Below are 18322 nucleotides of genomic sequence, written 5' to 3' on the forward strand. Positions count from 1 at the left end.
GGGACGCTCCAACTAAAACGCCGCCCCTCTTCGGGGCGGCACGATTGTCAGATTGCGCTCGCAAGCTTGGCTTCGATATAGAGCCGACGAAGCTTGAGCGTCAGCGGACCTGGCTCGCCGGTGCCCACAGGCTGGCCGTCGATCCGGGTCACCGGAAGCACGAAATTGGTCGCCGACGTGATGAACGCTTCCGCCGCTTGCTTGGCTTCCTCGGGCGTGAAGGCTCGCTCCTCAACTTCGATGCCAGCCTGTCTCGCGATGTCGAGCACGCTGAGACGCGTGATGCCATGCAGGATGGCGTTGGACAGGCCACGGGTAACGAGCTTGCCGTCCGCAGTAATGATGTGGGATGTCGCCGAGCTGGCCTCGGTGACGAAGCCGTCCTCGACGAGCCATGCGTCATCCGCGCCCATTTCGGAAGCCTTCATTTTTGCCATCGAAGGGTAGAGCAGCTGCACGGTCTTGATATCGCGGCGTCCCCATCGCTGATCGGGTACAAGGGCGACGGAGATGCCGGTCGTCACCTTCGGGTTGTCGAGGACGGCCTTGGCCTGCGTGAAGAGAACGAGCGTCGGTTTGGCATCGACAGGGAACGCGAAATCGCGGTCGGCGGCGCCGCGCGAAATCTGCAGGTAGATCAGGCCCTCGTTCAGGTCGTTGCGACGCACGATCTCGCGGTGAACGGCGAGCAGCTCCTCGTCCGTCAGCGGGCAGTCGATGCCGAGCTCGGCCATCGACCGCTTGAGGCGGGCGCTGTGGCCGGAATATTCCAGCAGCTTTCCGCCGATGACGCCGGTGACTTCATAAATGGCATCCGCGAAGAGAAAGCCGCGGTCGAAAATCGAAACCTTGGCTTCGGCTTCGGCGAGCCATTCGCCGTTGAGATAGACGGTGCGGGACAATGTAGATTCCTCGTTCAATTCTGGGGTTTGGCAAAGGCTGAGATATCGATCCCGGCGGTTGTGAGTTTGTCGCGCAACGCGCGCGCCGTGATCGCGGCTCCCGGCGTATCGCCGTGAATGCAGACGGTTGCGGCATCGACAGGGAGGCGTCCGCCGCCGATCGTCGGGATCACCTTGTCCGAGATCATGGTGAGAACCTGATCGACGCTCGCTTCGACATCATGAATGACGGCGCCTTCCATCTGGCGCGGCGCCAGCATGCCGTTGTCCGTGTAGCGCCTATCCGCGTAGACCTCGCAGGCGACCGCAATACCCGCCGCTTCCGCGGCGCGCATCGTTTCGGAGTAGGGCAGCGTGATGAAGACCAGCTTCGGATCGACCGCCTTGATGGCGCGGACGCAGACCTCGGCAAGCACGCTATCCTCTGCCGCCATGTTGCCGAGCGAGCCATGGGTTTTGACATGAGTGATCGGCCAATCCAGCGCGGTGGCCATGCCCTGGATTGCGGCGATCTGGTAGATCAGCTGGGCTTCGATATCCTCGGGACGCTCGCCCGAAATGCGACGGCGCCCGAAGCCATAGAGATCCATGAAGGACGGGTGGGCGCCGATGGCAACCCCATGCTTTCGAGCGGAAAGAATGGTGTCGCGCATCACGACCGGATCGCCTGCATGAAAGCCGCAGGCGATGTTCGCGGTGGTGATGACCTCCATCATGGCGGCATCGTCGCCGATCTTGTAGGCGCCGAAGCTCTCGCCCATGTCACAGTTCAAATCGATGGTCGGCAATACCGGTTTCCTTGTGAAAAGAGCAGGCTAGGTCGAAACGCGGCAGCCTGTTCCGCAGTGCGAATTGGACTTGACATACAGGTGGTGTACTGAAATGACAAGGACATACTCTTGAGAATCCCGAGTGAGGCACGTGATAACAATAGCGACAGTCGAACGCGCTTTCCATTCGCACGCTCATGGCGATTGGGCTTGTTCGGCTTTTGACCCGGCAGGGGCCAGGCAATGCCCGTGAACGCGCAATCATCAGCCGGTTATCCGCGTGTCGCCGCCTGTGGAGACAGCGCTCTGGTGATCGAGCTTGCCGACCATATCGACGAGGCGATCAACGCGCGGGTGATCGCGCTGGCGGCCGCGCTGGCCGCCGATCCCATTGCCGGCATCATTGAAACGGTCCCCACCTACCGCTCGCTTCTCGTCGCCTACGATCCAGTCATCGTCCGTGGGCGGACGCTGTCGACGCTGCTGCTTGAGCGTCTGGCCGCGCTGGCGCCGTCCGGCGATGTACCGCGACAGATCGTCGTGCCGGTGCTCTATGGCGGCGAGGCCGGTCTGGACCTGGACGAACTGTCGGAAATGAAAGGGCTTACGCGCGACGAACTGATCAGCCTTCATTCCTCGGCGCGCTACCGGGTCTACATGATTGGCTTCGCGCCGGGCTTCGCCTACCTCGGCGGGCTGCCCGAGACGCTGCATACGCCGCGGCTTGCGGTGCCGCGCCAGAGAATAGAAGCGAGCGCCATCGGTATCGGAGGCATGCAGGCAAGTATCAATTCGGTTCCCGGCCCCAGCGGCTGGCGGTTTATCGGGCGGACGCCGCTGAAGGCTTTCGATCCGACGCGTGAGAAACCATTTCTGCTGCGCGCGGGAGATCACGTTCGCTTTCGACCGATCGATCGCGATGAGGCCGAGCACCTCGATGCCGCCGTCGCGAGCGGCGCGGCGGTCGAGGAATGGGAGGCGGCGTGAACACTCTCGATATCATGCATGCCGGTCCCATGTTGACGGTTCAGGACCTCGGACGCAGCGGACTGCTTAATCTCGGCGTTTCCGGAGCAGGGCCGATGGACCGGCCGGCGATGATGCTCGCCAATCGCCTGGCCGGAAACGAAGACGGCGCGGCCACGCTTGAGTTCGCCCATGTCGGCGGTCAATTCACGGTTCAGCAGCCGGTGCGCTTCGCCGTCACGGGTGGCGTCGTCGATATATCGGTTGACGGCAAGCCTCGGCACGGCTGGGAAAGCCATCATCTTCTGCCGGGGCAGGTCTTGAAGATTGGCGCGCTACGCCAGTCGGTATGGGGCTATCTGGCAATCTCCGGGGGCATCGAGACCCCGCCGGTTCTGAACGCGCGTTCGACACATCTTCGCTCCGGCCTCGGCGGCCTGGAAGGCCGGCGGCTCGCCGTTGGCGACACGCTGCCGGTGGGAGCAACGACGCCGCGATCGTTGATGGCTTTGCGCAAACCTATTCATCGTCCCATCGGACCGATCCGTGTCATCCCCGGACCGCAGATGGACCATTTCGACGTGGCAACCTGGGCAACCTTCCTGCAGGAGCCGTTCAAGGTGACCGCCAGCCGTGACCGCATGGCGCAGGTGCTGGACGGCCCGGTTATCACGGCTGCGCGCGGACACGACATCGTCTCCGACGGTACCGTTGCGGGCTCTATCCAGGTGCCGTCCTCGGGCCGCCCGATCGTTCTCATGGCCGAGCGGCAGACGACCGGCGGCTATCCGAAGATCGCCACGGTGGCCTCGGTCGACCTGCCGAGACTGGCGCAGACCGCAACGGGCGCCACCATCCGGTTTCGCTCGATCACGCAGGACGAGGCCGAGGAAATGCTGATCGCCCAATCGCGCGATTTCGCCGCCACGCTGGCCGATCTCGAGGTCAAGCTCGAAACCCCCGCAATTCTGGAGGATGTCTGACATGAGCCAACCGCTTGCAAAGCAGGCCTATGGCAAGATCATCGAAATGATCCTTGCCGGAATGCTGAAGCCGGGCGATGTCCTGCAGGAGGCGAAGCTCGGTGACGAGCTTGCCATGTCACGCACCCCGGTGCGCGAGGCCATCAAGCGGATCGAGGCCGAGGGGCTTGCCGTCCAGGAGGGCCGGTTCCTCAAGGTGCGTACGCTGACGATCGCCGAGGTCGAGGAGATATTCTTCCTGAGAGGCGTGATCGAGAGCCACTGCGTGCGCAACGCCACATCGATCGCATCAGGCACGCTCGACGATCTGGAGAGAAGAGTGATGGCGCTGATCGCGCAGGGGCCAGGCGAGGATGACGAGGAGCGCGTCGTCGATGACGATTTCCACCTGTCCTTCGCGCGCGCGGCCGGCAACCAGATGATGGTCCGCACGATCCGCGACCTTCGCAGGCGAACCTGCATGTTCGACCACAGTCTCGTGCCCGCACGTTTCCTCAAGGGCTGCAACGAACATCTCGAGATCATCAAGGCTATCCGCGAGAAGGACGGCGCGCGCGCCGGACAGCTCATGAAAGCGCATGTCGGAAATGCCCGGGATGCCATCCTCGAACGCCTGAAGGCCGAACAAGCGAGAGCAACACGATGAAGTGCCTGGTTGTTCAGCCCATCCACTCCGATGGCCTCGATCTGCTGCGTGACGGCGGTGTCGAGCCTGTCATCAGCCCGGCTTCCGACATGGACACGGTGTCGCGGGCGATTGCGGGCTGCGACGCCGTCATCACGCGTGACGCCGGTCTCTCCTCCGGTGCCATTCTCGCCGGCGATCGCCTCAAGGTCATCGTCGTCCACGGTGCCGGGCATGACGCCGTCGACAAGGTTGCTGCGGCGAGGAAGGGCGTCATGGTCTGCAACACGCCGGGTGCGAATGCGCGATCGGTCTCCGAGCTCGCGCTCGGCCTCGCGCTCTCGGCGGCACGGCTGATCCCCGCCGCGGATAGCGCGGTGCGTGCTGGAATAAAGGGGTTTCGCGAGGCCGAGACATTCCACGAGCTCGCCGGCAAGACGGCACTCATCGTCGGATGGGGCGCAACCGGCGCGGGCCTTGGACGAATGCTCGACAGCGCGTTCGGCATGCGCATCCTCGTCTTTTCGCCGCGCGCGGCGGATATCGGAGGTTACCAGCGCGTCCGGACTTTGTCCGAGGGGTTGACCCAGGCCGATCTCGTTTCGCTTCATACGCCCATGCGTGACGAGACGCGTGGGATGCTCAACGCCGAGACGTTCGCGGCGACGAAGCCCGGTGCCATCCTCGTCAATACGGCACGGGCCGGTTTGATCGACGAAGCCGCGCTTGCCGCGGCGCTTGCCGAGGGTACGATCGGTGCCGCCGCCCTCGACGTCTATTCGTCGGAAGCGCCGCACGGTCCGCTCGCGGCATCGAACCGGGTGATCTTCACGCCACATCTCGGCGGCACGACCGGAGAGGCGCTCCGGCGGGTCGCCGTCGGCGCCGCGCGCAACGTGCTCATGGCCCTGTCGGGCGAGAAGCCCCCCACAACAATAGATCCATTGCCCGAGGTAGCAGCATGAGCCGCATCATCAAAGACACCGTTGACCGGCTCCTAGATCGCATCAACGCCATCTCGGATACTGGTCCGGGGTTCACGCGTCCCTCGTACAGCCCGCTGGAGAGCCAGGCCCATGCCGTTGTCGCGGAGGAAGCGGAGCGTCTCGGGCTGACGGTCACGCGCGATGCCGCACTCAATCTTTTCGCGCGCCTGCCCGGCCGCGACCGGAATGCAGCGCCGCTTTATGTCGGCTCGCATGTCGATACCGTTGCCATGGGCGGCGCCTTTGACGGCGCAGCCGGCGTGGCTGGCGCGGTCGCTCTTGCTGCGGCCTTCGTAGATAGCGGCGAACGTCCGCCGGTCGATCTGGTGGTCACGGTGACGCGCGCCGAGGAAAGCGTCTGGTTCCCGGTTTCCTACATCGGCTCCAGGTCTGCATTGGGCCGCCTGACCGCACCGGAGCTGCAGGCCGTGCGCGCCGATACAGGCAGGACGCTTACCGATCACATCCGCGCGGAGGGTGGTCAGCCCGAAGAGATCCTGAGCGGAGCGGGGCTTGCTGCCGCGCGGTTCATCGAGCTGCATATCGAGCAGGGACCGGTGCTCGACAATGCCGGCGAGCCGTTCGGCATCGTCGATGGCGTTCGCGGCGGTCTTCGCTACCGCCAGGCGCGTATCGATGGAACCTGGGCGCATTCTGGCGGCGCGCCGCGCTCGGCGCGGTCGGATACGGTGTTCGCGCTTGCCGATCTCGTCGTCGCCATGGATCGTCGATGGGGAGAAGTGCTGGAGACCGGTCAGGACCTCGCCGTGACGTTCGGCAGGGTCGATGCGGCCACGCCTGAGCATGCATTCGCCAAGGTGCCCGGCCGCACGGATTTCTGTATCGATCTGCGCAGCGACGATGTGGCGGTGCTCGAACGGATGGATGAAGCATTCAAGGCCGAGATCGCCGCGGTCGAGGCGGCGCGTGGCGTTCGCTTCGATCTCGGCGCGCAGTCGCGCAGCCACCCGACGAAACTGTCCGCCGCTCTGGGCGATCAGATCGCGACGGCCGCCGGCAGGCTCGGTTTTGCGCCCCGCCGCATGCTGTCGGGCGGCGGTCACGACGCGGCCGCCTTCGCGCAGGCCGGCTGGGAGTCGGTGATGGTGTTCCTGCGCAACTGGAACGGGAGCCACAATCCCGACGAAGCAATGAACCCCGAAGACCTCGCGAGCGCGGTTGCCACATTGCACGAGGCCATCGCCTTCGAGACAACGGGAGCAGCCGATGAGTGAGAAGGAAACATTGGCGCAGCAGGTCTACCGCGACCTCAAGCAGCGAATTCTGGAAGGCAAGTTCACTGCCGAGGACATGCTGACCGAGCGGACGCTCGCGCTGGAATCCGGCATTTCGCGCACCCCGCTGCGCGCCGCGATCTCACGGCTCGAGAAGGAGGACGTGATTTCGCGACTGCCGAACGGCGCCCTGATGGTACGGCCGGTCACTGTCGAACAGTTGCTGGAGATCGTCCAGACCCGGCGCCTGCTGGAAGGCGCTGCCGCCGAGACGGCGGCGACCCGTCCGCTCACCCCGGCGCTCGCCGATGCGCGCGAGCGCATGCGCGCCTATGCCGGCGGCGGCGATATCGCTTTTGACCACTTCTGGCTCGATGACGATGCATTCCATGATGCCGTCGCGCACGCGGCGGGCCTGCCTTTGCTCGCGACCATGCTCACCGAGATGCGCGGCATCGCGCGTCGCTGCACCATCACCCGCACCCACGACCGGTTCGACCAGCAGGCGCGCGAGCATATCGCCGTTATCGATGCGATCGAGGCCGGCAACGGCGAGGCGGCGCGGATCGCGATGGAAGGCCACTTCGACAGCGTCCGGGCGCGATTCCTCGGATGGCTGGCACGCACATAAGATAAGACGATGCATTCCCAATCTCTCACTGAAGATATCGATCGGCTTTTGGGCAGCGAGGCCGCCTTCTCCCGCGAGGAGTTCGCGCTTCGGCAGGCAAAAGCCCAGGCGGCGGTGCTTGCGAGCGGTCACGAGGCGCTTGTCGTCACCGGCCCTGAAACGATCTACTGGCTGACGGGCCGCCAGACGGCGGGATATTTCGCCTTTCAGGCGCTGGTGCTGCCCGCCGACGGCGAGGTCACGCTTCTCGTTCGGCAGTTGGAGCTGTTCGGAACGATCGCCAATACCTGGCTCTCCGACATTGTCGCTTATCAGGATGGAGAGAGCCCGGTGGAAGCCCTGGTCGCGCTGCTTCGAAGGAAGCACATCCGGCGACCGGCAATCGAGCTCGGCGGCTGGTTTCTCGCCCCACGCTTGGCGGGCGAGATCGCCGCAAGCCTGGGGTTTTCCGACCTGCCCGACGGCTCGGCTCTTTTGCCGCCGCTGAGGATGACGAAATCCCCGGCGGAGCTGGACGCCGTCCGCGCCGCCGCCCGCTATGCCGAAGCCGGCATGATCGCGGCGATCGAGGCATGCTCCGACAAGGCCGACGAGAATGGGATCGCGGCCGCGATGCTGAACGCGGCCACGCTGGCCGGCTCGGAAGCCATGGCCATGGAACCGCTGGTGTCATCGGGTCCGCGCAGTGGCCTTCCGCACATGACATGGCGTCGCAGACAGCTGCAGAGCGGCGATCCCGTATTCCTCGAACTCGCCGGAAGCCATGCGCGCTATCACGCGGCGCTGATGCGCGCCGTCTGGATCGGCACACCGCCTGATGAGGCGCAGCGCATGATGGATTGCTCCCTGCGGGCGCTCGAAGCGGCTCTTGCGGCAATCCGGCCCGGCGTTCCATGCGCAGAGCCTCACAATGCCGCGCAGGCCGTCATCGACGACGCTGGCTATACCGCCGCCTTTCGCAAGCGCATCGGTTATTCCATGGGCGTGGCATTCGCGCCGGACTGGGGGGAGGGCTCGATCCTCAGCCTGTTCTCCGACGTATCCCGGCCGATCGAGGCCGGCATGGTCTTCCACCTGCCGGCGACGCTGCGCAGCTACGGCTGTTGGACCGTCGGCGCATCGGAAACCGTGATCGTTTCCGAACATGGCGCCGAACCGCTGTCGAGCCTGCCGCGCCAACTGACCATTCGCTGATATCAATCAATATACATCAATGGAGACCCCGCATGCGCTCATTGTTCCACCTGGCCTACCACATCACCGATCTTGACGAAGCGCGCCGCTTCTATGGCGGCGTTCTCGGTTGCGCCGAAGGCCGTTCCACGGACACCTGGGTCGACTTCGACTTCTTCGGCCACCAGATCTCGCTTCACCTCGGTAAGCCGTTTGAAGTGACGCGCACCGGCAAGGTGGGCGACCATATGGTGATGATGCCGCATCTCGGCGTCGTTCTTCCGCTGGAGGATTGGTTTGCGCTCGCCGAGCGCCTCCAGAAGGGCGGCATCGCCTTCGACATCCCGCCGGTCGTACGCTTCGAAGGCGAACCCGGCGAACAGCGCACGATGTTCTTCTTCGATCCGAGTGGCAACCCGATCGAGGTCAAGGGTTTCAAGGACTTCGACAGCGTTTTCGCGCATTGATCGAAAAGGCCCGGGCAGTTTCGGCTGTCCGGGCCTTTTACGTTAGCTCTGCGTATGAGCGCGGAAAGCCGCGTGGCGGTCCTAGAAGATGCTCGGAGACTTCGTCAGCAGTTCGTTGCCGTCCTTGCCGATGATGATGATGTCCTCGAAGAAGGCGGCGCCGACGCCATCGAGAGAGAGGAAGGCTTCGACGCCGAACACCATGTCCTGCTCGACGATATCCTCAGGCGTGGACATGCTGGTCGAGATACGGGGCAGTTCGAAACCGAGCCCGATGCCGTGACCGTAGAACGGAAAGTTCTTCATGATCGGCGAGATCGATCCGCCGAATGCCGCGGTCATGCGGTCGCCTTCGGCAGCCACATCCAGGAGCCTGACGCCCGGCCGCAGCATGTCCGAGAGACGATGGACGATGTTGCCGGCGGCTTCGATCAGCCGCATCTGCTCGCTGTTCGCCTTTCCGCGGACCGCCGTGCGGCCGGGATCGAGATAGTAGCCCTGGAACAACGCGCCGTGCAGCGTTCCCGTGACGATGTCGCCGATCGCGGGCACGTCGGCGCTGTATCCCGTCAGCGGAAAGCGCTGATCGAAGCCGAGCGTCTCGCCATGGTTGGTGCCGATCATCTGGATGCGGCCCCCGCGCCGGACGACCTCGCGCGCCGCCTCGCCGGCCGCCTCGCGTTCTGACAGGCCGCTGATCAGGCCCTTCATCAGGACGTCGACACCCGCCGTCGCCGTTTCGCCGGCGGTGCGATAACAGTCGAGCTCGCGCTGGCTCTTGATGCGGCGAACGGAGCGGACGAGGTCGTCGGCGGCCACCCATTCGATATCGGGCGCCACAGCCTCGAGCTGGCGGTAGTATTTCACCGGAATGAAGTTGGTGCCGACGAGAGCCACGCGACCGGTGACGCCGCGCTCGACCAGCGCGCGTGCCACGCTCTCGAAGGGATGATTGCTGGTGCGGACGTCCTCGATCGAAACGAGATCGCGACGCACCTCGGGCTCGTCGATATGAAGCTGCGGCGCGCGCCCGCCCTGCAGAATGACACCCGCGAATGACCGCGCCGTCCAGATCAGCGAATCCATACCGCTGCTGATCGCGTAGTGATTGGAGAGATAAAGGACGTCGCCGCAGTTGTCCGTCGTCCCGCCGCCCCTTCCGAAGACCACCGCGGTTTCGAAGCCCCGCGCCTTCATCTCCGCCTGAACGCGGCTCCAGCGTCCCTCGTATTCGTCCAGCGGGAAGTAGGAATTCATCATTTTCACTCCGAAGTTCGTCGGGATAAGAAGGGCGGCAAATTTCGGTACACCGCGAGTATCCGGCCGTCAATCGCGGTATGTCTGTTTTTGAGGCGAAGCGGGAAGAATGTCGTTGCTCCTGCTCCATGTGATCTAAAAGCGGGCATATGTTGCGCAAATAACATACAATCAGCCTAATTTTTGAATTGTAAATTGTTGAAATTACTACTTGAACTCCACTGGTATACTGAATAGGGTTGAGATCAGTCGCCGGGCAAAGGCTGGTGCTGCATTTTTAGTCAGCCCCAAGCCCGGCAATGTATGAGAGAAACGAGTGTCAATGAGCCTATCCAACGAGACTGTTCCCGCCAGTAGGGGGCGCGCCTTTCAGATGAAGGCCGGCCAGTTTGCGGTAATCACGAACACCCACGGCAATCAGGTCGTCGACACCTGGGCACTCGCGGCCGAGGACCGGTTCGAAACGTCGTCGCTCGATCATACGCGCTCCGTGAACAGCAATATCTTCTTCACCGAGGGCATGGCGCTCATCAGCTCGCGCCGCCGCGCCATGCTGACGATGATAAGGGACAGCGCGAAGGTCAGGCACGACACCTTGCTTTGCCCCTGCAACCACGAGCTCTATCAACAGCTGGGCTGTCAGGAATATCATCGCAGCTGCACCGATAATTTCCACGAAGCGATTTCGGAGTACGGGATCGAGCTGCCGCAGACGCCTGCATCCTTAAACCTGTTCATGAACGTACCTGTGACCGATGATGGAACAGTCGATCGCGTTCCTCCGGATACGGCAGCCGGCGACTTCGTGGTCCTGCGTGCGGAAATCGACCTGCTCCTTGTCCTTTCCGCCTGCCCGCAGGACATCACGCTGATCAACGGTCCGTCGCGCACGCCCAAGGATATTGCCGTGCGCATCGTCGACACATTGCCCCCGGAGGTGTTCGCATGACCGGCTCCCTTCTTACACTCCGCGAGATCCGCAAGAGCTTCGGAGACAACGAGGTCCTGAAAGGCGTGTCCGTCACCGTGGAGCCGGGCGAGGTAGTCTCGATCATCGGCGCCAGCGGTTCCGGCAAGAGCACGTTCCTGCGCTCCATCAACGCGCTTGAGATGCCGCAGTCCGGTTTCATGGAATTCGAGGAACTGTCCTTCGATTTTCGCAGCGGTTCGCGCTTCTTTCCGACGCCGGCGCAATTGCAGTCGCTGCGCTCGCGCGTCGGCATGGTCTTCCAGAGCTACAATCTCTGGCCTCACATGACCGTGCTGGAAAACGTGACGCACGCGCCGATGCGCCTCCTGAAGATGCCCAGGGCGCAGGCGGTCGAGGAAGCCGAGGCGCTTCTGGCCCGCATCGGGCTCTATGAGAAGCGCGACAGCTATCCGGCCCGTCTGTCCGGCGGCCAGCAGCAGCGCGTGGCGATCGCGCGCGCGCTGGCGATGAAGCCACGCCTGATGCTGTTCGACGAAGTGACATCGGCGCTCGACCCGGAACTGGTGCATGAGGTGCTGGTGCTGATGGCGTCGCTTGCCGCCGACGGCATGACGATGCTGCTCGTCACCCACGAGATCGCCTTCGCGCGGGACGTTTCCTCCCGCGTCATGTTCTTCGACAAGGGCGTGATCGCGGAGGAGGGAACACCGGATGTCCTGCGCCACCCCGAGAGCGACAGGTTGAAACAGTTCCTTCATCGCATCCTGCATGACGAGGTTGGTCATTCCATTTCCAGCGATCGTGGAGCGCAGGCCTGATGAGCGGTATCATTGAAGAATTTCGTCTGTATGGACCCGGCTTCCTCGAAGCCGCCTGGACGGTTTTTGCCCTGACCCTTCTCACCATCGTCGTGAGCTGGGCATGCGGCCTGCTGGCCGCCCTGGCGCAGCGCTCCAAGTGGAAATCGGCTCGCGTGGCGGCCGGCTTCTACATCTGGTTCATTCGCGGCACGCCGACGTTGATTCAGGTCTTCATCATCTACTTCGGCCTGCCGCAGTTCGGCATACGGTTGTCGCCGTTCGCCGCCGGTGTGCTGGCGCTGGGCGTCAACAGCGGCGCTTACGTGGCGGAGATCGTCCGTGGCGGCCTCACCGCCATTCCCCGTGGCCAGATGGAATCGGCGCTGGCGCTTGGTTTCAGCCCCAGCGAAACGATGCGCACGGTCATCCTGCCGCAGGTGTTTCGCATCATCCTGCCGTCGATCACCAACGAGGCGATCTCGACCTTGAAGAACACGTCGCTTCTGTCGACGATCACGGTGGTGGAACTGACGCTCTACGCGCAGACGCTGATCGCGGCCACCTTCCGCCCCTTCGAATTCTACATCGCCGTCGCCGTCATTTATCTCGTGCTGACGACAATCCTGACGTTCTTCGCCTCCTGGCTGGAGCGCCGCTATGCCAAGATGGCCTGAGGAAGCAAGATGTCCGTTCTTCCGATCGATTCACTGGAAACTCCTCGCTTTTGCGGCGTACCGACCTTCATGCGCCTGCCGCAGGCAACGACCCTGAAGGGACTGGACGCGGCGGTCATCGGTCTGCCGTCGGACTCCGGCGGACCTTATCGCACCGGCGCCCGTTTCGCACCCAATGCCGTTCGCGCCATGTCGGTCATGTTGCGGCCGATCAATCCCTATCGGGGCAACATCAACGTCTTCGAGACGCTGCGGATCGCCGATGTCGGCGATGCCAACGTCGTGCCGGGCTACGAAATGGAATCGCTCGAACGCATCGAGGAATCGGTGGCGGCGCTGGCGGCGGAAGGCATCGTGCCATTCGGCATCGGCGGGGACCACTCCATCTCGCTTGCCGAGATCAGGGCGCTTTCCAAGGTGCACGGACCGATCTCGCTGGTTCATTTCGATTCCCACAACGACACCTGGGACAAGTATTTCGCCGGCAAGAAGTACAGCGCCGGCACGCCCTTTCGCCGCGGTGTCGAGGAAATGGTCATCGATCCGAGCCGCTCAATCCAGATCGGCATGCGCGGCTCGCTGTTCCAGAAGAACGACATCAGCCAGTCTATCGATCTCGGCTACGACGTGCTGACCACGGATGAGACGCTCGATCTCGGGCCGGCCGCGCTGGCGCAGCGCATTGCCGACCGCGTCGCCGGGCGACCGGTGTTCCTCTCGTTCGACATGGACTTCATCGATCCTTCGGCGGCACCCGCCGTGCAGACGCCGGAAGCCGGCGGGCCGACAGCGCGCGAGACGCTGCAGATCCTGCGCGCACTGAAGGACATCAATCTCGTGGGCTGCGACGTGGTGGAGGCCAATCCGCTCTATGACGGCCCGGGCCAGATCACCGCGCTGATGGCGGCCACCGTGATGGCCGAACTGATGGCACTGCTTGCTTCCCAGCGGCTTCAATCGCCGGGCTGAACGAAAACCGGCGTGACGACGCCGCGTGAATGAACTCCGTGAAAACACAAACAGGGAACTGAAACATGAAACTGAAGACGTTGATCGTAACCGCCGCCGCGCTTGCCGGCATGGCGATGACCTCCCTGGCGCAGGCCGCCGATCTGGAGCTGCTGCAGCCGGGCAAACTGCTCGTCGCCACCGAAGGCACCTACGCCCCGTTCAGCATGCGCTCGCCCGATGGCAAGCTCGATGGCCTGGAAATCCGGGTCATGACCGAGGTCGCCAAGCGCCTGAACCTCGAATACACTCCCGTCCTCATCAAGTGGGACTCGCTGCTGGTCGGCCTGCAGGCGGACCAGTATGACGTGATCAGCGCCGCGATGGACATCACGGAAGCCCGCCAGCAGCAGGTGACCTTCTCCAACGGCTGGCTCGAATCCGGTGGCCGCGTCGTCGTCGGCAACGATTCTCCGATCAAGACCGCCGAAGACCTCAAGGGCAAGACGGTCGGTGCGCTGGTCGCCTCGAACTGGACGAAGATCGCCGAAGAGAAGGGCGCCACGGCCAAGGGCTACAAGGCCGAGTCCGACGCCATGCAGGATCTCGTCAACGGCAATGTCGACGCTGTCATTACCGATGCGATCGCTGCCGCTTACGCCATCAAGTCCGCCAACATGCCGCTCAAGATGACCGACGATGCGGTCAGCCACGTTCAGAAGGGCTTTGCCTTCAAGAAGGGCAAGCCGCAGCTGGTGGAGGCCGTGAACAAGGCGCTTACCGATATGGTCGCCGATGGTACCTATGCAAAGCTGACGACCGATCTCGTCGGCTTCGATCCGGCGCCGAAGGATCCGATCAAGACCATCCAGTAAGACCGTCGCGGCGGGCTCGTCACGGGCCCGCCGCTCTTCTTTCCAAAGCATTCAATTCGACAAGAAAAAGATCGCCGCATGCCCAGTTTGATTGCTCTCGTCACCCGCCTCTCGAAGCCCGCCGAAGAAGCCTGGTTGACAAGCTTACGGGCGGCCATGCCGGCGGAGACCATTCTGCCCATCGGCGACATGTCCGGTGCCGAGCTGGAGCGCGCCGAGATCGCGATCGTCGCCAATCCGGATCCGGCCGATCTCAATCGCTTGCCTAACCTGAAATGGGTGCAGAGCCTGTGGGCCGGGGTCGAGCGGCTGGTGCTGGAGCTCGAGGGATTCGCTCCGCCGATCGTTCGGCTCATCGATCCACGTCTGGCAGAGACCATGGCAGAAGCCGTGCTTGCCTGGACACTCTATCTCTCGCGCGACATGCCGGCCTACGGCGCCCAGCAGCGCGACCGCGTATGGAAGCAGTTGCCCTATCGCGCGGCGCGGGACACGCGTGTTGGCCTACTTGGACTCGGCGAACTCGGAAGTGCCGCTGCGGAAAAACTGCTGTTGGCCGGCTTCGATGTCGCCGGCTGGAGCCGAACCGCCAGGGAGCTTCCCGAAATCAGGACATTCTCCGGCGCGCAGGGACTGGATGAGATGCTCTCCCAGTCCGACATTCTCGTCTGCCTGCTGCCGCTGACGGCGGAGACCACGGGCCTTCTGGGCACGCGCCAGTTCGAGCGTCTTCCAGAAGGTGCGGGTTTCATCAACTTCGCGCGCGGCAAGATCGTCCGCACGGACGATCTGATGGCGGCTCTCGATAAGGGTCGGCTGAAGCATGCGGTGCTCGACGTTTTCGAGACGGAGCCGCTCGAGGAGGGAAGCCCGCTCTGGAGCCACCCGGGCATTACCGTTCTGCCACATATCTCGGCGCCGACCAATCAATCGACAGCGGCGAAGATCGCAGCCGCCAATATCGCCGCGTTCCGTGCTTCCGGCATGTTGCCCGACGGCATCGATTTCGCGCGCGGTTATTGATCAGAAAGCAACGGCTCGCTTTGGCAAGCCGTTGCTCGTTTCAGTCTATCGCGTGGCCGTGACCGGTTCCGCCTCGTCATCTTCCGTACGGTTCGAGAAGTAGTTGGCGATCAGCGCCCCCGAGATGTTGTGCCAGACGCTGAAGATGGCGCTCGGCACCGCCGCGAGCGGCGAGAAGTAGGCGGTCGCAAGCGCCGCGCCGAGGCCGCTGTTCTGCATGCCGACTTCGATCGCCAGCGCCTTGCGCTTGTACAGGTTGAGGCCGAAGGCCTTGGCCGCGAAGAATCCGAGAAGATAGCCGAGGCCGTTGTGCAGCACGACGACGGCGAAGATCAGCAGGCCGGACTGTGCTATCGCACCCTTGCTGGCGCCAACGACGGCCGCGACGATGAGGACGATGCCCACGACGCTGACCAGAGGCAAGACCGGGATCGCGGCAGTGACGAGGCGCGGCAACGCCTTCTGCGCGATGAAGCCGAGCGCCAGCGGCAGGATGATGACCTGCAGGATGCTGACGAACATCGCCCAGGCGTTAACGGGGAGATACTGGCTGGCGAACATCCAGACGAGGAACGGCGTTACGATCGGAGCGGCAAGCGTGGTAACGCTGGTGCAGGCGACGCTGAGCGCGACGTCTCCCTTGGCGAGATAGGTCATGACGTTGCTCGACGTGCCGCCGGGGCAGCAGCCGACCAGAATGACGCCGGCGGCGACTTCGGGCGGCATTGGGATGACGCGGGTAAGAAGCAGGGCCAGCGCCGGCATGATCACGAAATGCGCGACGACACCGATCGCCACTTCCAGCGGGCGGCGCCCGAGTTCCCTGAAGTCGTCGATCGAGATCGTCAGGCCCATCCCGAACATGATGATGCCGAGCAGGGTGACGATGTAGGGAGCGACGTGCTTGAATGTTTCGGGAAAGAAGAAGCCGAGCACGGCGAACAGGATGACCCAGAGTGCGAACGTCTTGCCGACGAACGCGGAGAAGGATGCGAGCGCTTTCAATTTAGTCTCCTAAGATAGTCTTTGCGGCGCAGTATTCCTCACAGTCCGGGTGTCAAGCGCAGGTGAGGCCGTGAGCGTCCACTGCTGGTGCTTTTTGTCGGAAAGTAGCGCCGAAGGGGTTGCGTCGGGCTTGCGTCCGAGGTGGTTGTTGGGGATAGAGGCGAAGACGATCAGGCGAGGCCGATTGCATCAGTCGAACAATGGGAGTGCTTGTTTCATGGTGGAGAGTTCGCGCGAGCGATCCGACGAGGAGCAAGCTGTGCCGCGGTCAAGACCGGCGCGGATATTCTATCTTGTGCTCGGCATCTTAATGCTCGTGCTAGGCTTCATCGGCGCGTTGCTACCGGTCATGCCGACGACGATCTTCCTGATCCTGGCGGCGTGGTGCTTCGGGCGATCATCGCCTCGGCTGGAGGCATGGCTGCTCGATCATCCGCGTTTCGGCCCGACGCTTCGCGCCTGGCGCGAGAATGGCGCCGTTCCGCCCCACATAAAGCTTATCGCGGTGCTGGGAATGCTGACGGGTTACGCGATCTTCTTCGTGGCGGTTGCGCCAAGCGTGTGGTTGGCACTCGCGGTCGCCGCCGGCATGCTTGCCTGCGCGGGCTATGTGATAAGCCGTCCCGACGCTTGACGAGGTGGCCCGGAAAGTCCTCGCAGGATGCTTGCGGGCTTGACCCGATGTCTCAAGGCTGACAGGTGATCACCTAAAACGTCTCAGACAAGTGGAGCTATGCATGGACCAGAAACTCTTCAAGAGCCTGTGCAAGGACGGCAAGTTCAAGGAAGCCCTCGGCCTGGCCACGCAGGGGCGGGAGCAGGAGAAGTTTACGCCGAGCCGCTTTTCCATCGACAAGAAGACCGGCCTGCCGATCTTCTACCGCGGCAACAAGCGGGTGGAAGCGGACGAAACGGGCGAATGGCACCTGTCGAAGAATACCAAGTTCTAGCGGGCGCCTCCGTCGGCGGCGAATTGGTTGCGACAAAAGGCGGTTGGCTTTGCCCATCGCATCGCCCTATGTTGCTCTCACCGTTACTGGAGGAGAAATGCCATGGAATATCGTCGCCTCGGAAGATCCGGCCTGAAGGTCAGTGAGTTCTCGTTCGGATCGTGGGTCACCTTCGGCAGGCAGGTCGAGGGCGACGATGCCGTGAGCCTGATGGCGCATGCCTATGACAACGGCATAAATTTCTTCGACAATGCCGAAGGCTACGAGAGCGGCAAATCCGAAATCGTCATGGGCGAGGCATTGAAGACGCTGGGATGGAGCCGCGACAGCTTCGTCGTTTCCAGCAAGGTCTTCTGGGGTGGCAGCAAGCCGACGCAGCGCGGGCTCTCGCGCAAGCATGTGACCGATGCGGCGCACGCAGCGCTGAAGCGGCTGCAAGTTGACTATCTCGACCTCTACTTCTGCCACCGGCCGGATATCGATACGCCGATCGAGGAAACGGTGCGCGCGATGCACGATCTCGTGGCGCAGGGCAAGATCCTCTATTGGGGCACATCGGAATGGTCGGCGCAGCAGCTGACGGAAGCCTATGCCGTTGCCCGCGACCTGCGTATCACCCCGCCGACGATGGAGCAGCCGCAATATAACCTCTTCGAGCGCCAGAAGGTCGAAGGCGACTATCTGCCGCTCTACGATCTGATGGGCCTCGGCACGACGATCTGGTCTCCCCTGGCGTCGGGCGTGCTCACCGGCAAGTACAACAACGGCGTCCCTAACGACAGCCGCATGAACCTGCCCGGCTACGAATGGTTGAAGGAGAAGTGGACGAGCGAGGCGGGTCGCGCCCAGTTGGCGAAGGTTGGCGAGTTGGCTGGTCTTGCGAAGGAGATCGATCTGTCGATCACGCATCTCGCGCTGCTTTGGTGCCTTGCAAACCCACACGTCTCCACGGTCATTCTCGGCGCGTCGCGCAAGAGCCAGCTGGAGGATAACCTTGCGGCACTCGCTCATAAGGACAAGCTGACGCCTGACGTGCTTGAGCGGATCGACGCCATCGTCAGGAACAAGCCGGCCGCGCCCGCACGGTTCTGATCCCAAGAGGTGCAAGCGATCAACGAAAA

The 18322-nt window shown here is 63.2% G+C and carries 21 protein-coding genes; 17 read left to right on the top strand and 4 right to left on the bottom strand.

Annotated features, from left to right (window positions below; translation table 11 throughout):
* Positions 1–47 precede the first annotated feature (47 nt).
* Together QTL95_RS06270 and QTL95_RS06275 are read right to left on the bottom strand one after the other, a co-directional pair.
* The gene (locus QTL95_RS06270) at positions 48–902 is read right to left on the bottom strand and encodes a D-amino-acid transaminase (RefSeq protein ID WP_289719102.1); all 855 of its coding nucleotides are present in this window, start codon (positions 900–902) and stop codon (positions 48–50) included.
* A gap of 14 nt (positions 903–916) precedes the next feature.
* Positions 917–1690: a LamB/YcsF family protein gene (locus QTL95_RS06275; RefSeq protein WP_289719103.1), complete on the bottom strand. Its 774-nt coding sequence runs from the start codon at positions 1688–1690 to the stop codon at positions 917–919.
* 225 nt (positions 1691–1915) lie between these two features.
* Between QTL95_RS06275 and pxpB the strand changes: the two genes are divergently transcribed.
* The 8 genes from pxpB to QTL95_RS06315 are packed head-to-tail and all read left to right on the top strand — an operon-like array spanning position 1916 to position 8738.
* Entirely contained in the window at positions 1916–2659 is a 744-nt protein-coding gene (gene pxpB, locus QTL95_RS06280) for a 5-oxoprolinase subunit PxpB (RefSeq protein WP_289719104.1), read from the top strand.
* Positions 2656–3621: a biotin-dependent carboxyltransferase family protein gene (locus QTL95_RS06285; RefSeq protein ID WP_289719105.1), complete on the top strand. Its 966-nt coding sequence runs from the start codon at positions 2656–2658 to the stop codon at positions 3619–3621. The genes pxpB and QTL95_RS06285 overlap by 4 nt, the downstream gene beginning before the upstream one ends.
* Before the next feature lies 1 nt (position 3622).
* Positions 3623–4267: a GntR family transcriptional regulator gene (locus QTL95_RS06290; RefSeq protein ID WP_289719106.1), complete on the top strand. Its 645-nt coding sequence runs from the start codon at positions 3623–3625 to the stop codon at positions 4265–4267.
* Positions 4264–5211 (top strand): NAD(P)-dependent oxidoreductase, encoded by a 948-nt coding sequence (locus tag QTL95_RS06295; protein ID WP_289719107.1) that lies wholly within the window; start codon positions 4264–4266, stop codon positions 5209–5211. Before QTL95_RS06290 ends, QTL95_RS06295 begins: the two co-directional genes overlap by 4 nt.
* The gene (locus QTL95_RS06300) at positions 5208–6467 is read left to right on the top strand and encodes a hydantoinase/carbamoylase family amidase (protein ID WP_289719108.1); all 1260 of its coding nucleotides are present in this window, start codon (positions 5208–5210) and stop codon (positions 6465–6467) included. Before QTL95_RS06295 ends, QTL95_RS06300 begins: the two co-directional genes overlap by 4 nt.
* Positions 6460–7098, top strand: a complete 639-nt coding sequence (locus tag QTL95_RS06305) for a GntR family transcriptional regulator (protein WP_289719109.1) — start codon at positions 6460–6462, stop codon at positions 7096–7098. Before QTL95_RS06300 ends, QTL95_RS06305 begins: the two co-directional genes overlap by 8 nt.
* 9 nt (positions 7099–7107) lie before the next feature.
* A complete protein-coding gene (locus QTL95_RS06310; RefSeq protein WP_289719110.1) occupies positions 7108–8292 on the top strand; it encodes a M24 family metallopeptidase in 1185 nt (394 codons plus the stop codon).
* 32 nt (positions 8293–8324) lie between these two features.
* Positions 8325–8738 (top strand): VOC family protein, encoded by a 414-nt coding sequence (locus tag QTL95_RS06315; RefSeq protein ID WP_289719111.1) that lies wholly within the window; start codon positions 8325–8327, stop codon positions 8736–8738.
* A gap of 81 nt (positions 8739–8819) precedes the next feature.
* Here QTL95_RS06315 and QTL95_RS06320 read toward each other — a convergent pair whose 3' ends face one another.
* Entirely contained in the window at positions 8820–9998 is a 1179-nt protein-coding gene (locus QTL95_RS06320) for a M24 family metallopeptidase (protein ID WP_289719112.1), read from the bottom strand.
* Between the two features lie 319 nt (positions 9999–10317).
* Between QTL95_RS06320 and QTL95_RS06325 the strand changes: the two genes are divergently transcribed.
* From QTL95_RS06325 to QTL95_RS06350, 6 genes are all read left to right on the top strand, one after another.
* Complete coding sequence (locus QTL95_RS06325) at positions 10318–10944, top strand: urea carboxylase-associated family protein (RefSeq protein WP_289719113.1); 627 nt, start codon at positions 10318–10320, stop codon at positions 10942–10944.
* Positions 10941–11744, top strand: coding sequence for an amino acid ABC transporter ATP-binding protein (locus QTL95_RS06330; protein WP_289719114.1), 804 nt, complete (start codon positions 10941–10943; stop codon positions 11742–11744). Before QTL95_RS06325 ends, QTL95_RS06330 begins: the two co-directional genes overlap by 4 nt.
* On the top strand, positions 11744–12400 hold the full coding sequence (locus tag QTL95_RS06335; RefSeq protein ID WP_289719115.1) for an amino acid ABC transporter permease: 657 nt from the start codon (positions 11744–11746) through the stop codon (positions 12398–12400). The genes QTL95_RS06330 and QTL95_RS06335 overlap by 1 nt, the downstream gene beginning before the upstream one ends.
* A gap of 9 nt (positions 12401–12409) precedes the next feature.
* Positions 12410–13369, top strand: coding sequence for an agmatinase (locus QTL95_RS06340; protein WP_289719116.1), 960 nt, complete (start codon positions 12410–12412; stop codon positions 13367–13369).
* A gap of 65 nt (positions 13370–13434) precedes the next feature.
* On the top strand, positions 13435–14223 hold the full coding sequence (locus QTL95_RS06345) for a transporter substrate-binding domain-containing protein (RefSeq protein WP_289719117.1): 789 nt from the start codon (positions 13435–13437) through the stop codon (positions 14221–14223).
* A gap of 78 nt (positions 14224–14301) precedes the next feature.
* On the top strand, positions 14302–15246 hold the full coding sequence (locus QTL95_RS06350) for a 2-hydroxyacid dehydrogenase (RefSeq protein WP_289719118.1): 945 nt from the start codon (positions 14302–14304) through the stop codon (positions 15244–15246).
* Between the two features lie 45 nt (positions 15247–15291).
* Here QTL95_RS06350 and QTL95_RS06355 read toward each other — a convergent pair whose 3' ends face one another.
* Positions 15292–16251 carry a bile acid:sodium symporter family protein gene (locus tag QTL95_RS06355; RefSeq protein WP_289719119.1) on the bottom strand — a complete coding sequence of 320 codons (960 nt, stop codon included), beginning with the start codon at positions 16249–16251 and terminating at the stop codon, positions 15292–15294.
* A gap of 217 nt (positions 16252–16468) precedes the next feature.
* Between QTL95_RS06355 and QTL95_RS06360 the strand changes: the two genes are divergently transcribed.
* The 3 genes from QTL95_RS06360 (at position 16469) to QTL95_RS06370 (ending at position 18293) form a co-directional block, all read left to right on the top strand.
* On the top strand, positions 16469–16885 hold the full coding sequence (locus QTL95_RS06360) for a YbaN family protein (RefSeq protein WP_289719120.1): 417 nt from the start codon (positions 16469–16471) through the stop codon (positions 16883–16885).
* A 103-nt stretch (positions 16886–16988) separates the two neighbouring features.
* Complete coding sequence (locus QTL95_RS06365; RefSeq protein WP_037184975.1) at positions 16989–17201, top strand: hypothetical protein; 213 nt, start codon at positions 16989–16991, stop codon at positions 17199–17201.
* A gap of 102 nt (positions 17202–17303) precedes the next feature.
* A complete protein-coding gene (locus QTL95_RS06370) occupies positions 17304–18293 on the top strand; it encodes a potassium channel beta subunit family protein (protein WP_289719121.1) in 990 nt (329 codons plus the stop codon).
* Positions 18294–18322 lie beyond the last annotated feature (29 nt).

The sequence above is a fragment of the Rhizobium sp. S152 genome, assembly GCF_030380735.1.
In the GTDB taxonomy this organism is placed as follows: Bacteria; Pseudomonadota; Alphaproteobacteria; order Rhizobiales; family Rhizobiaceae; genus Rhizobium.